Origin of the sequence: Salinicoccus siamensis (genome assembly GCF_042429615.1) — a bacterium.
Lineage (GTDB): Bacteria > Bacillota > Bacilli > Staphylococcales > Salinicoccaceae > Salinicoccus > Salinicoccus siamensis.
In genome coordinates, this window is record NZ_JBHMAH010000004.1 from 254,510 (window position 1) to 266,502 (window position 11,993).

General features: G+C 44.7%; 15 protein-coding genes. All 15 read right to left on the reverse strand.

The features are described 5' to 3' along the window. Nucleotides 1-3 precede the first annotated feature (3 nt). Nucleotides 4-381 carry a methylglyoxal synthase gene (locus ACFFLE_RS01950; protein WP_344702986.1) on the reverse strand — a complete coding sequence of 126 codons (378 nt, stop codon included), beginning with the start codon at nucleotides 379-381 and terminating at the stop codon, nucleotides 4-6. Nucleotides 382-521: 140 nt separating this feature from the next. Further along, nucleotides 522-1,238 carry a zinc metallopeptidase gene (locus ACFFLE_RS01955; RefSeq protein WP_380569493.1) on the reverse strand — a complete coding sequence of 239 codons (717 nt, stop codon included), beginning with the start codon at nucleotides 1,236-1,238 and terminating at the stop codon, nucleotides 522-524. 42 nt (nucleotides 1,239-1,280) lie between these two features. Then, nucleotides 1,281-1,856: a DUF1405 domain-containing protein gene (locus tag ACFFLE_RS01960; protein WP_380569494.1), complete on the reverse strand. Its 576-nt coding sequence runs from the start codon at nucleotides 1,854-1,856 to the stop codon at nucleotides 1,281-1,283. Between the two features lie 82 nt (nucleotides 1,857-1,938). Then, nucleotides 1,939-2,712, reverse strand: coding sequence for a menaquinol-cytochrome c reductase cytochrome b/c subunit (locus tag ACFFLE_RS01965; RefSeq protein ID WP_344702980.1), 774 nt, complete (start codon nucleotides 2,710-2,712; stop codon nucleotides 1,939-1,941). A gap of 22 nt (nucleotides 2,713-2,734) precedes the next feature. Then, nucleotides 2,735-3,409 carry a menaquinol-cytochrome c reductase cytochrome b subunit gene (qcrB, locus tag ACFFLE_RS01970; RefSeq protein WP_380569495.1) on the reverse strand — a complete coding sequence of 225 codons (675 nt, stop codon included), beginning with the start codon at nucleotides 3,407-3,409 and terminating at the stop codon, nucleotides 2,735-2,737. Between the two features lie 16 nt (nucleotides 3,410-3,425). Beyond that, the gene (locus ACFFLE_RS01975; protein WP_344702976.1) at nucleotides 3,426-3,929 is read right to left on the reverse strand and encodes a Rieske (2Fe-2S) protein; all 504 of its coding nucleotides are present in this window, start codon (nucleotides 3,927-3,929) and stop codon (nucleotides 3,426-3,428) included. 140 nt (nucleotides 3,930-4,069) lie between these two features. Then, the gene (locus tag ACFFLE_RS01980; protein WP_380569496.1) at nucleotides 4,070-4,504 is read right to left on the reverse strand and encodes a DUF2487 family protein; all 435 of its coding nucleotides are present in this window, start codon (nucleotides 4,502-4,504) and stop codon (nucleotides 4,070-4,072) included. An 11-nt stretch (nucleotides 4,505-4,515) separates the two neighbouring features. After that, nucleotides 4,516-4,986: a YpiB family protein gene (locus tag ACFFLE_RS01985; protein ID WP_344702973.1), complete on the reverse strand. Its 471-nt coding sequence runs from the start codon at nucleotides 4,984-4,986 to the stop codon at nucleotides 4,516-4,518. Next, nucleotides 4,964-6,235 carry a tetratricopeptide repeat protein gene (locus ACFFLE_RS01990; RefSeq protein WP_380569497.1) on the reverse strand — a complete coding sequence of 424 codons (1,272 nt, stop codon included), beginning with the start codon at nucleotides 6,233-6,235 and terminating at the stop codon, nucleotides 4,964-4,966. Before ACFFLE_RS01990 ends, ACFFLE_RS01985 begins: the two co-directional genes overlap by 23 nt. A 3-nt stretch (nucleotides 6,236-6,238) precedes the next feature. Continuing rightward, entirely contained in the window at nucleotides 6,239-7,525 is a 1,287-nt protein-coding gene (aroA, locus tag ACFFLE_RS01995) for a 3-phosphoshikimate 1-carboxyvinyltransferase (protein WP_380569498.1), read from the reverse strand. After that, nucleotides 7,522-8,571 (reverse strand): 3-dehydroquinate synthase, encoded by a 1,050-nt coding sequence (gene aroB, locus ACFFLE_RS02000; protein WP_380569499.1) that lies wholly within the window; start codon nucleotides 8,569-8,571, stop codon nucleotides 7,522-7,524. The genes aroA and aroB overlap by 4 nt, the downstream gene beginning before the upstream one ends. Continuing rightward, nucleotides 8,572-9,738: a chorismate synthase gene (aroC, locus tag ACFFLE_RS02005; RefSeq protein ID WP_380569500.1), complete on the reverse strand. Its 1,167-nt coding sequence runs from the start codon at nucleotides 9,736-9,738 to the stop codon at nucleotides 8,572-8,574. A 72-nt stretch (nucleotides 9,739-9,810) separates the two neighbouring features. Further along, on the reverse strand, nucleotides 9,811-10,257 hold the full coding sequence (gene ndk / locus ACFFLE_RS02010) for a nucleoside-diphosphate kinase (RefSeq protein ID WP_380569501.1): 447 nt from the start codon (nucleotides 10,255-10,257) through the stop codon (nucleotides 9,811-9,813). A 64-nt stretch (nucleotides 10,258-10,321) separates the two neighbouring features. Continuing rightward, nucleotides 10,322-11,275, reverse strand: a complete 954-nt coding sequence (locus ACFFLE_RS02015) for a polyprenyl synthetase family protein (RefSeq protein WP_380569502.1) — start codon at nucleotides 11,273-11,275, stop codon at nucleotides 10,322-10,324. Then, nucleotides 11,272-11,982, reverse strand: coding sequence for a demethylmenaquinone methyltransferase (locus ACFFLE_RS02020; RefSeq protein WP_380569503.1), 711 nt, complete (start codon nucleotides 11,980-11,982; stop codon nucleotides 11,272-11,274). The genes ACFFLE_RS02015 and ACFFLE_RS02020 overlap by 4 nt, the downstream gene beginning before the upstream one ends. Nucleotides 11,983-11,993: the final 11 nt, after the last annotated feature.

Sequence of the window (11,993 nt, forward strand, 5' to 3'; positions counted from 1 at the left end):
ATGCTACTCCCTTTCCGTGCGTGTCAGATGGTACAGGACTGCTTCCGCAGTGCCTTCATTGGTTGCTAGAGGCACGTCATAGACATCGGATAACCTGAGCAAAGCGGTAACATCCGGTTCGTGCGGTTGGGCAGTGAGTGGATCCCTGAAAAAGATGATACAGTCAATGGCTTTATTCGCGACCATGGCACCTATCTCCTGGTCACCCCCTAGGGGACCGGATTTACAGCGGTTGACCGGCAAACCTGTATGCTCAATGATGCGTCCTCCGGTAGTTCCTGTCGCAAAGAGTTCTTGATTTTTGAAGAAATCCAAGTGGATGTCCATAAAACGTAAGAGGTCATCCTTTTTCTTATCGTGTGCAATCAATGCAATCTTCATGTTCATCATCCTTTTCTGATCATTCAATGATTGATATTCGAAAGAGTATATATTGTCGAATTTACTTCATATCATCATCATTTTACCAGAGTTCAAGATAAATAAAAAAGGAACCCTCCAAAAGGGTTCCAGAAAAACTATCAATTGCTTCCACGTGCAATGAGGATGAACCGTACCAGTTCTGCCACAGCGACAGCAGTCGCAGCGACATAAGTCATGGCCGCAGCATTCAAGACCTTCTTTGCATGACGGTATTCCTTCTCATTGACGATATTCAAAGTCTCTATCTGGTTCATGGCGCGTTTTGAAGCATCGAACTCGACCGGTAGCGTGACCACCTGGAAGAGTACTGCAAAAGCCATAAGTGCGATACCGCCCCATAGGAGCATTTCACCCAGTCCACCACCTGCATTGCTTTGTGCATAGGTGATGAGCATTCCTGCAATGATGAGGAAGTACGAGAAATTACTGCCGATTTGGGCGAGTGGGAACAATGCGGAGCGGAAGTTCAGAAAAGCATATCCTGTTGCATGTTGGATTGCGTGCCCCACTTCGTGTGCTGCTACCGCGGTTCCGGCAACACTAGGCGTATCATAGTTGTGTGGGGATAGAACTAGTTTTTTATTCTTGGGATCGTAGTAGTCGCTCAGAAATCCTCTGCCTCTTTCAATGGACACGTCATAGATGCCATTTTCCTTCAAGATTTCCTCTGCGACTTCACGTCCTGTCAGGCCGCTGGTTGACCGCACACGGGAATACTTATTGAATGTGGATTTTACATTCATTTGTGCGAGCATTGGAACAACCATAAGGACTACAAAATATAGAATGATATACACGTGTATTCCAACCTCCATTATTTTTACATACTTTATTTTACTTCAAATTTCAGTATCCCGTCAATCAGAACGCCTTTCTACCAGTTGTTGTAGCAGCACCAGCACCAACACACTCAGCCAGAACGAAAAATACCCGATATGATCCTGGTATTGGACGAGATTACCATATACGGGGTATTGATTATAGACATAATCCACCACGTCATTATGGAACAGCCATATTGCAGTGATATAGAAATGACTCTGTTTTATTTCAAGATGTGGCAGGAATAGGAAAGCTTGTATAGCCATTATGCTGTGGCTCGCTATAAGCATAAGTCCTATCCACGAAACAAAACCTGTTTCTATGAAAGTCAGGAAGTTCATCACCACTGCCCATACGCCGTATTTTATAAGCGTAGTAAAGGCAAGCGCATCCATCAGCCCCCATCTTTTGCCGAGGAGAATCAGCACGATAACTATGCATAGGAAAAGCGTGGCCGTCGGACTATCCGGGACGAAAGGCATGAAGTACCATTCGGTTGAACCCAGCTGTCCCCTATACCACCAATACCCATACAAAGTCCCGAGTATATTTGAAATGAGCAGGAGCAATAAAAAAGCCCTGTTGTACATTAGGTCCAGTAGCTTATACATATAAACATTCCCTTATTAAAAAAAGCCCTATTCCTAGGGCTTTTTGACTTATCGATCTGTAGCGTGACGCTCCCAGAAGAACTTATTCGTCTTCTGAAGTTTCTTCAAGGTTTGCTACAAATTCTGAGATTTGCTTTATTTCATCGTCTGAAAGTTGATCTTTGAATGCTGGCATATCCCCTGAGCCGTTCTCTACGAATGCCTGTACAGTTTCAGGAGCGAGATCGGCTTCAACCAGGTTTGGACCTGAAGCACCGGTCAGCTCACCGCCGTGGCAACTTGTACAGTTCGTTTTGATGAGGTTCTGGTAGACAGGGTCTTCAGTATCCAAGTTGGAGAATACGATCTCCCCTTGCTGATTCTGTGTCTCCCAGTCGTGGTATGCCACTGATTCCCATGTAGTATAGAAAATAATCGCAAAAGAAATCAGCATCATTGCAGAAGCGACTGGACGTTTTGACCAGAGGCGTTCTTTATTGTTGTCAAGCCATGGTGCAAGAAGCAATGCACCTACACCAAGCCCCGGAATGACGATTGCGCCGATGATGTTGAACGGGCCGGATGCGTATGAGTATTTGAGTATCTGATAAAGGAACAGGAAATACCAGTCAGGTAACGGTATATAACCAGTGTCGGTAGGATCTGCTATACGCTCAAGCGGCGCAGGATCGGCCACTGTCAAACATAGGAACCCTATAAGGAAAACCGAACCAGTCACCCATTCTTTCAGAAGGAAATCAGGATAGAATTCTTCCGTGCGACCAGGAAATTCTGAATAGTCGCGATTTAGTTTTGGCTTTTCATACTTTTGTATTCTGGAATCGCCGACAAAAGTCAGCCCTTTTCCACGTTTCATATCAATTTACCTCCCTTGATTCCTATAGTGGTCCTGAGATGCCTTGTCTACGTATCATGATGAAGTGGATAGCCATCAGTACAAATAGAGCAGCAGGCAGGAAGAATACATGGATGGCAAAGAAACGTGTCAATGTCTGGGCACCGATGATCTGTTCATCACCAGCAAGCAACGTCTTAATCCATTCACCGACGAACGGTACACTCTCTGCAATTTCCAAACCTACTTTTGTGGCAAACAATGCTTTCATATCCCATGGCAGCAGGTAGCCTGTGAACGCCAGCCCAAGCATGACGAGGAACAGCAGTACACCAACGACCCAGTTGAGTTCACGTGGTGCTTTATACGATCCGGTAAAGAATACCCTGAGCGTATGTAGGAATATCATCACTACGACCAGACTTGCGCCCCAGTGGTGCATCCCTCTTACTATAAGTCCTGCAGCAACATCATGTTGCAGATAGTAGACGGAATTCCAAGCATTGACGATGTCCGGGACATAATACATTGTCAGGAACATGCCCGACAATACTTGAATAACAGTGATGAAGAATGTTAACCCTCCGAAACAATAGACGAATGCTGAGAAGTGGTAGGCAGGGTTAACGTGTTCCGGCACTTCGTGGTCAGCGACATCCCTCCATATAGGAGTGATGTCCATGCGATCGTCTATCCAATCATAGATTCTATTAAGCACATTATTCCCTCCTATATTAATTCACCAGTTCGTTAGGCTTCAATTCGCCTATTGTAATAAAACCATCGGACTTGCCGACTTCATACTGATCCAATGGTCCTCTTGGAGGAGTACCCGGAACATTCTTACCATTTTTCTCGTAAAGTCCATTATGGCATGGACAGAAGAAACGATTCGGGTTTGCATCATCACCCGCCCAAGTCACTGTACAACCGAGGTGCTTACATACCGGTGATAACGCTATGAGCTTATCTCCGTCCTTATACACCCAGGCGAAGTCAGTCACTTCACTCTTATACCAGCCATCCTGCTGCTCAAAGGAAAAGTCGACCTTCGTAGGCTCTTCAGTGATCTCATCGACTTTGATGCTCGTTGTGATCATAGCACCTTCTGCTTCACCTTGGAACAATGGATCGACGGCAAATCTTCCCATAGGTAGTATTATGCCGGCAGCCATGAATGAACCGACCCCCATCAGGGAATAGTTCAGAAATTGGCGTCTTGTTACTTTTTGCGACATTCGTATTTCCCCCCTCAAACGCGCGTTCTTTTACATATTAATATAACTAGGACAGTTCAATTTTAGCCTATTAGATGAGGCCGGTCAATAACGTATATCAAGTTTTGATAACGGCCTAAAGCATAATGGTGTAAAAACACCTATTTTTTATTGTTCCATACCGCAATGATTTGTTTCATCGTATCTTTGACCTCATCATCGATGAGGTTCATCTTCATATCTGCAGACATATCCTCCAAGGGGATGTGGTTCAATTGTATGCCGTGTGTCCCTTCTACCTGAGGCACATTATGGGAAAGAATGATGATTTTTTTGAAGCCATAGTTGCGGAGCTGCTCAGAATAGTCTTCTACAACAGCCGTGATGCCATTGACGGTAACGACTGCAGGTGTAATGAAGAGTCTGCCTTTGAATTGTTTCTCAAGATGAACAGTAATCATCTGCATCATTTCCATATCGCTTGCGTGCATTTTAGGATCTTCGTCCATATCCCCATACGCAAAGGGGATGACAGCCGTATCCACAAATTCAATTTCATCTTTGAGTACATTGAGATCTTGATGGTTATAAAGCATCAGGTGCCCTCCTATCGGTTTGTTTTCTGCAAGTAATCGGTCAATTTTATGAAACGGTCGTGGTCTTTCCTGTCCAGGGCCTCATCAATCTGACTTAGCACGGCAGTACGGCTGAGGGCCATCAACTCTTCGTCCAGGGAGGATTCAAGTTCCTTTATTTGTTCATAACGGTTATCCTCATATCCTAGCCTGAAAGTAAGCAGCAAAGGCTCATCCTGATTCATATTCAATTCATGGAAAATCACTTCACCATCTACAGTGATCGTATTCCCCTTCTCAAGCATGAGTGTTGGACCTTGTCCTGATGAAGCGACTTTGAGGTGACGTTCTATCTCCTGGTCATCTTGAAAGTGGATGTTACTTGAGATATCTGGATGCGATTTGATGAAGTTTAAGATCCATACCGCGATACGGTCATCAAAATCATAATTATATAAAATATAGTCAATGAAGTCTTTTCTATATTTCATCGTATTCGTCATCCAACCTCTCCTTTTCAAACTGCCATTCGACATTGTCAGGTTCAATCAGCCTGAGTTTATCCAATACTTCCATTCTTGAAGGATGCCTGATCTCTGTCAGGTAACCATAATAATCCGTGTAGAATTCCACCGAGTCTCCGATGAGCATTGCGGCTTCCTGATATAGCGATAAAGCATCATCGTCATTTTCATTTTCCTGTTGGATCTTGGCCAACAGATACAGACTTTCTCCAGACAACGCATGGATATCGAGATTCGAGGTGTAGGCCCCTATTTCATCTGTCCTTGATGATTTCAATAAGGTTTCAAAAAGCATCAGGTAGGCATCATCATAATCTTCATCGAGTGCTATTGCACGACTGAAGTTTGTGATGGCTTCGTCAGACTCTCCACTCCTGAAATGTAGACGGCCCAAATGGAAAAAGAAGAGCGCATCCGTATCATCTTCCAGAATATATCTTTTAAGCAGATCTTTAGCCGCTTCGAGATCATGTTCCGTTTCATATATGTTCATCAGTAGAATATAGGAGTTGACGAAGTAAGGTTCGTTCTCGATGACCTTACCGAGTAGTTGTTTGGCAGATTCATATGATTGGAGCTGATAGTTGAGCAATGCCTTGCGGTAAAGGTCGTCATTGGTGTATTTGGACTCGTCTACAGCTTCAAAATAATCTTTGGCGGACTCGAGCTCAAGTTGATTCATATGAAGTTCTGCCAAGCGTAGATTAAGTTCGATACCATTCACTTCATTGATATCATTTGCGGTGAGCATTTCATAGAAGCGGATCGCTTCCGGAAATTGTCCATCCTGATAGTGGATTTCTGCCAAACCAAAATCCAGTATCGGATCATCAGAAAGCATTTTAGCTTCGTGAAGCGATTTGACGGCTACGTCATTCATGTTGAGCTGCTGGAATATTTCAGCTTTCAATATAAGGATAGCGGGCGTTTTCTCAGCACTGTTCACCAAGCTCAAAGCCTCATCCAGTCGGCCGTCAGTTATCATGATGTCTATAAGGTAAGACAACACTTCATCATCATGCCCAACATGCGCATTCAAATGGGTGAATACGGTCTCCCCTTCTTTATGGAGACCTAGTGACATGAGGGCATCACCAAGTATGAATAAGGCTTCCAGGTCTTCCTCTTCCGTCAGCCGAGGAACTTCAGCCAATACCTCATTCAATTTTGATTCCGGGTGTTCCCCTTTCCTCAAAAGGTCAACTACTTCATAAATCTGATTTTGCATATGCTATGCATCCTTTCTTAATGCCTCGAGGTCTGCCATAAAATCCGGATAGGAAATATCTATGGCCGCCATATCATCTATATCAAGTGGTTGGTCCATCACGATTCCCAACACAATCAGCATCATGATGATCCGATGGTCGCCATATCCTCTCATGGACACTCCCTCTGCCAGGTGAATTTTTTCTAGGGAAACTGTAAATCCATCATTGTATTCCGTAAATTCGAATCCGAATTTTGATAACTCATCGATGACGGCGCGAATCCGATCTGTCTCTTTATATCTGAGCTCTACAGCATCCCTTACCGTGCATGGTCCATCACTATGGGCGGCCAGTAGTGTCAGGATCGGGATTTCATCAATTAATCTTGGGATGAGTGCTCCTGAGATTTCAAAGCCTTTCAATTTGGGGGTATAGACAGCGCGGATGTTTCCAATGGGTTCACCTGTCGTCGAGGTGGGTTCAACGGTGATGTCAGCTTCCATCATCTCCAACACATCTATAATGCCAGAACGTGTTTCATTGAGGGAGACGTTCTCGATGGTGATGTCGGAACCTGGTTTAAGGGTCGCCAACACCAGTAGGAACGCCGCCGAAGATATATCTCCAGGCACTACTACATCGGCAGGGCTCAACTCTTTACCACCATCCAATGTGATTACATGATCATCAACCGAGATGTCGGCCCCAAATTCCGCCAACATGAGCTCACTGTGGTTCCTGGATGGCGAGGGTTCGGTTATGACGCTTTTGCCCTCAACAAACAATCCCGCAAGAAGCAGTGCACTTTTAACTTGTGCACTTGCGACCGGCATAGTATATGATATGGGTGACAGCTCAGCCTTGCTTATCTTGATTGGAGGGTATTTGTCATTCTTCAGGGCAATGCGCGCGCCCATCTGTTCAAGGGGGGCTTTAATGCGGTCCATTGGGCGCTTCGATATGGAAGCATCCCCTATTATTTCAGCTTCCAGTCCAATTCCGGCAATCATTCCAGTCAACAACCTGGCGGTAGTACCGGAATTACCGGTATATAATGGTGCATTAGGGGATTGAAGGTGCTTTCTTCCTGGAGAATCGACTTTCCACCCTTCGGGCTCAGCCACTATTTCGACGCCCAGAGACTCCATACATGCCTTTGTAGCATATGTGTCTGCGCTGAGGAGAGGGTCTTTGACATGGGAGATCCCCTTTGCCAATGAAGCGAACATAAGGCTTCTATGGGTGATCGATTTGTCGCCTGGAACTTTCCGGGTGCCGTAAAACCGGCTGTTCATCAATGTTTTCATAATGTCTCCTTTAATTCTTCAAGGAGCTGGGTCAAGTGCTCCTTTGCGATTTGTTGATAGTGGCACACCCCTATCTCCGTCATTAAAATGAAACCGATGCTCGCGTCATCCTGATTCTTCTTATCCTTCGACATAAGGGCGATCAGCTTTTCAACATCCATATGCTTTAGAGTATCCATCGGATAACCGAGCCGTTTGAAGTACTTGTAATAGGATGATAGCTCAAACACTTGAACGTTTGAGTTTGAATTTGACACATGCATCATAATATAGAGGCCAAGTACCACTGCTACGCCATGGGGAAGTTTGTCATTGTATTCTATTGCATGGCCGAATGTATGTCCAAGATTAAGGTATCTTCTTATACCTGCCTCTTTTTCGTCCTGTGTGACATGCCGCATCTTCGTTCTTATACCACTTATGATATACGGTTCCAGACTCTCTAACTGGATGTTTTCGGTGGTTTTTGACATCAATGAATGAACAGTGTCCTCTCCGTCGAGCAATGCATGCTTGAAGATTTCCCCAAATCCGCTTCTCAGTTCTTCCTGGGGTAATGTCTTCAGGAAACTCAAATCATATATGACGGCTTGAGGCCTATAGAATGTACCAATTAAGTTTTTGCCGTGGGCACTGTTTATAGCAGTCTTTCCGCCTATTGATGAATCATGTGCCAGAAGCGTTGTCGGTATCTGGATATAGTCTACGCCCCTCAATACAGTAGATGCAATAAAACCACCAACGTCACCAGAAGCACCGCCGCCAATCACAATGATCAGATCATTTCTGTGGATGCCTTTAGAGAGGAGTGTTTCCATAACATGGGCATAGGATTGGAAGTTTTTGGATTTTTCGCCAACTTCCAATATAATGGGTTGGTCGACCAAAGCATCAATGGTGCTGGAGTAGAGGGTGTAGACGCTCTGGTCCACCAATGTGTGGATTGTTCCATAGTGCGCCGTGTACTTCAAAAGTTTCTCTTCCAATATCCCCCAGCCTATATGAATCGTATAGTTGTTGTCATTATAGGTGGTCTCTATATCCATCTAGTACTCCTTTGTTCTTTCCTTGTATTGTTCTACAGCAGCGAGAAGTTCGCTGAAGTCATCATGAGGGAATTTCTCGAGCACAGCGCGTGCCATTTCAATGGCCACCATATGTTCACATACTACAGATGCAGCAGGAACTGCACAAGCGTCACTACGTTCTATTGTTGCTTTGAATGGTTCCTTAGTGTTGATGTCTACACTGAATAGAGGCTTGTATAATGTTGGAATCGGCTTCATTACAGCTTTTACGATAATCGGCATTCCTGTCGTCATGCCGCCTTCGAAACCGCCGAGGTTGTTGGTGCGTCTATGGTACCCTCTTTCCTCGGTATAGAGGATCTCATCCTGGACTTCAGAACCTGGAGTGGACCCTGCCCTGAATCCGATGCCGAATTCTACACCTTTGAAGGCATTTATGCTGATGATGCTGCCTGCAATCTTGCCATCGAGTTTACGATCATAATGGACATGGCTCCCAAGCCCAGGAAGTGGATTTTCAACGATGACTTCCACAATGCCGCCGATCGAGTTCCCTTGTTTTTTCGTTTCATCTATCAAAGCTTCCGCTTCCTTGGTCTTCTCTTCTGACACCATACGGACTGATGATTCGGCTGGAAGGTCGCGACGCTCTTCTATACTGTAGTCGCCTGAATCTTCGACGCTGCCGATCTGATTGACGCGGCTGTAGATGCGGATGTCGAGTGCATGCAGCAGTTCCTTGCTCAACGCACCTACTGCTACACGTGCAGCAGTTTCCCTCGCGGAGGAGCGCTCAAGTATATTGCGGAGGTCCCGTACATTGTACTTCATCCCACCAACGAGATCCGCATGGCCGGGACGCGGTTTGGTGATGACACGCCTCAGTGATTCCTGTTCTTCTGGAGTGAGAGGCTCGCTTCCCATGATTTTACTCCAGTGTTTGAAATCATCATTGATGATTTCAATCATTATCGGGCTTCCGAGTGTTTTGCCGTGTCGGATGCCACTCCCGAACTGGAAGGTATCCTTTTCGATCTGCATGCGACGTCCTCTACCGTAGCCCCCCTGCCGTTTGAGCAGTTCTTGCGTCATCCTTTCCTTATCAATCGGAAGATTGGATGGAAACCCTTCAACTATTGCGGATAATTTTGGGCCGTGCGACTCCCCTGCTGTCAAAAATCTCATGTAAATAGCCTCCCATTTAATTTTTTATACTAAAAAAAGCTGAGTAGATTACCCAGCTTGTATTAAGATCTACTAGTAGATCCAGTCAGTGTTGGACAAGTTGTAATCCAATACTTCACTGTCGTTGAAGAATAGAGAAATTTCACGTTCTGCACTCTCTTTCGAGTCAGAACCGTGGATGATGTTTTTGCCGACTGTAAGGCCGAAATCTCCACGGATTGTGCCTGGTGCTGCTTGTTGAGGGTTTGTGGAGCCTACCACAAGGCGAGCAGTATCGATTACATTTTCACCTTCGAGTACCATGGCGAAAACTGGACCTGAAGTGATGAAGTCCACCAACTCTCCAAAGAATGGTTTGTCTGCATGTTCCTGATAGTGTGTTTTCGCAAGCTCTTCAGATACATGCATCAATTTAGCACCAGCAATTTTAAAACCTTTGTTTTCGAGTCGCTCGACGATGGTACCGATAAGATTTCTTTGTACCCCGTCAGGTTTGATCATTAGAAACGTCTTTTCCATTATTCAAAAACTCCTTTTTTTCTATTCTTCATCATTTTAACACTATTATTTTTGTTATTTCAATTCAATTTGGACGATTCGCAAGCTTTTCTGCTATTTCCATCAAATATTCCCTGATTGGAGAGTCTATATTTCTTATGGCTTCCCGGGCTTTCTCAATATGTTGGGAGCTGATTGACAAGGATTGTTCAATTGCGTCTGAGGCAAGGAGCGTTTCTATCAACCCCTCAAGGTATTCTCCATCCTTACTGAATGCTTCCAGCCTATCCCTGAAAGATGCATCACGATTCCGGTGCAAAAGGACGGGCAGTGTATAATGGCCATTCTCCATATCTGAAAACTTCGGTTTCCCCAGGTTCTTTTCATCCCCTATGAAATCAAGGCAGTCATCTATAATCTGGAAGCTCATACCTATATGATAGCCGTATTCGATCAGATGGTTGAGTGTGTGTGAGGACAGTCCGGAAGCATATCCGCCCATTTTAATGCTGAGCTCGATGAGAAGTGCAGTTTTTCGGTATATTTTCCGATAATAGTCATCAAGCGTCTGATGCGCATTGAACTGCTGGTCAAGCTGAAATAGTTCTCCATCGACCAGATCTCTTATCGTTTCGGAAAAAGACCTATGCAATTCCTTATGTTTTATCGTACTGACAAGCGAAATTGAAGTGGACAGCAGATAGTTGCCTGTATTTATGGCTTGAAGATAGCCATGTTCATAGTACACCGTCGTTTTGCCTCTGCGCATTTTACTGTTGTCGATGATGTCATCATGCACCAGGCTGGCCATATGAATGAGCTCAAGACTGGCGCCAGCTTTTAGCACATCTTCAAATCTATTCGGGTCGCCAAGCTTTCCTGCAAGAAGTGTGAATGTAGGCCTTATTTTTTTACCGCCCGACATGAAAAGCTCATAACTCTTATTATTGACAAGCACATTATTTGGCGCCAGATTTTTTTTAATCAGTGTATTTATCTTCTCAAAATCTGAGGAGAGATACTCTTTGACTGTTTTCACAGCGACCCCGTCCATTCGATGGGCTTATACCCGATATGGGTGGCTGCCGTGCCCAAAGTGTGCCTGATGACTTTTATGTTTACAAAGCCATTTTCGGCCATTAATGCTTTTAGTCCATCCTTTGTAAGGAAGGTGCTTGTCGATTCGTAAAGCCATTCATATTCCTTGGTACGGTTTGCAATGATTCCGCCCAACGCTGGCATCACCTTACCGAAATATAGGTTGAAGCCTTTGTTGATGAGATGATTTTCAGGGTTGGATGTCTCAAGTATCACCAACTTACCGCCAGGTTTGAGTACGCGATAAAATTCCGTGATTGCTTTATGGTAGTCAGGCAGATTTCTCAGACCGAAGCCGATGGTAATGTAGTCGAAATAATCGTCATCAAAAGGCAATGACATGGCATTGCCTTGGATCAATTCTATATTCTCATAGTCTTCAACTTTTTGCGCAGCAACCTCAAGCATTTTTTCGCTGAAGTCCAAACCGGTAATCTGGGCACCTGGAGCCACTTTAGAAAGCTGTATGGTCCAATCGCCAGTGCCACAGCAGACATCGAGCACCCGGTGGTCATTTTTGACGAACATTTCCTTCATCGTGCGATTGCGCCAGATATTATGTTGGTTGAAGCTGATGATATCGTTCATCCTGTCATAGTCGCCTGAGATGGTGTTGAATATATTCTGTACTTTTTTCTCTTTATCCATTGACCTCACCT

Bases quoted from the DNA above. Each gene is read 5' to 3' on its own strand.
- ACFFLE_RS01950 (WP_344702986.1), bottom strand. From the start codon at position 381: ATGAAGATTGCATTGATTGCACACGATAAGAAAAAGGATGACCTCTTA.
- ACFFLE_RS01955 (WP_380569493.1), bottom strand. From the start codon at position 1,238: ATGGAGGTTGGAATACACGTGTATATCATTCTATATTTTGTAGTCCTT.
- ACFFLE_RS01960 (WP_380569494.1), bottom strand. From the start codon at position 1,856: ATGTATAAGCTACTGGACCTAATGTACAACAGGGCTTTTTTATTGCTC.
- ACFFLE_RS01965 (WP_344702980.1), bottom strand. From the start codon at position 2,712: ATGAAACGTGGAAAAGGGCTGACTTTTGTCGGCGATTCCAGAATACAA.
- ACFFLE_RS01975 (WP_344702976.1), bottom strand. From the start codon at position 3,929: ATGTCGCAAAAAGTAACAAGACGCCAATTTCTGAACTATTCCCTGATG.
- ACFFLE_RS01980 (WP_380569496.1), bottom strand. From the start codon at position 4,504: ATGCTTTATAACCATCAAGATCTCAATGTACTCAAAGATGAAATTGAA.
- ACFFLE_RS01985 (WP_344702973.1), bottom strand. From the start codon at position 4,986: ATGACGAATACGATGAAATATAGAAAAGACTTCATTGACTATATTTTA.
- ACFFLE_RS01990 (WP_380569497.1), bottom strand. From the start codon at position 6,235: ATGCAAAATCAGATTTATGAAGTAGTTGACCTTTTGAGGAAAGGGGAA.
- aroA (WP_380569498.1), bottom strand. From the start codon at position 7,525: ATGAAAACATTGATGAACAGCCGGTTTTACGGCACCCGGAAAGTTCCA.
- aroB (WP_380569499.1), bottom strand. From the start codon at position 8,571: ATGGATATAGAGACCACCTATAATGACAACAACTATACGATTCATATA.
- aroC (WP_380569500.1), bottom strand. From the start codon at position 9,738: ATGAGATTTTTGACAGCAGGGGAGTCGCACGGCCCAAAATTATCCGCA.
- ndk (WP_380569501.1), bottom strand. From the start codon at position 10,257: ATGGAAAAGACGTTTCTAATGATCAAACCTGACGGGGTACAAAGAAAT.
- ACFFLE_RS02020 (WP_380569503.1), bottom strand. From the start codon at position 11,982: ATGGATAAAGAGAAAAAAGTACAGAATATATTCAACACCATCTCAGGC.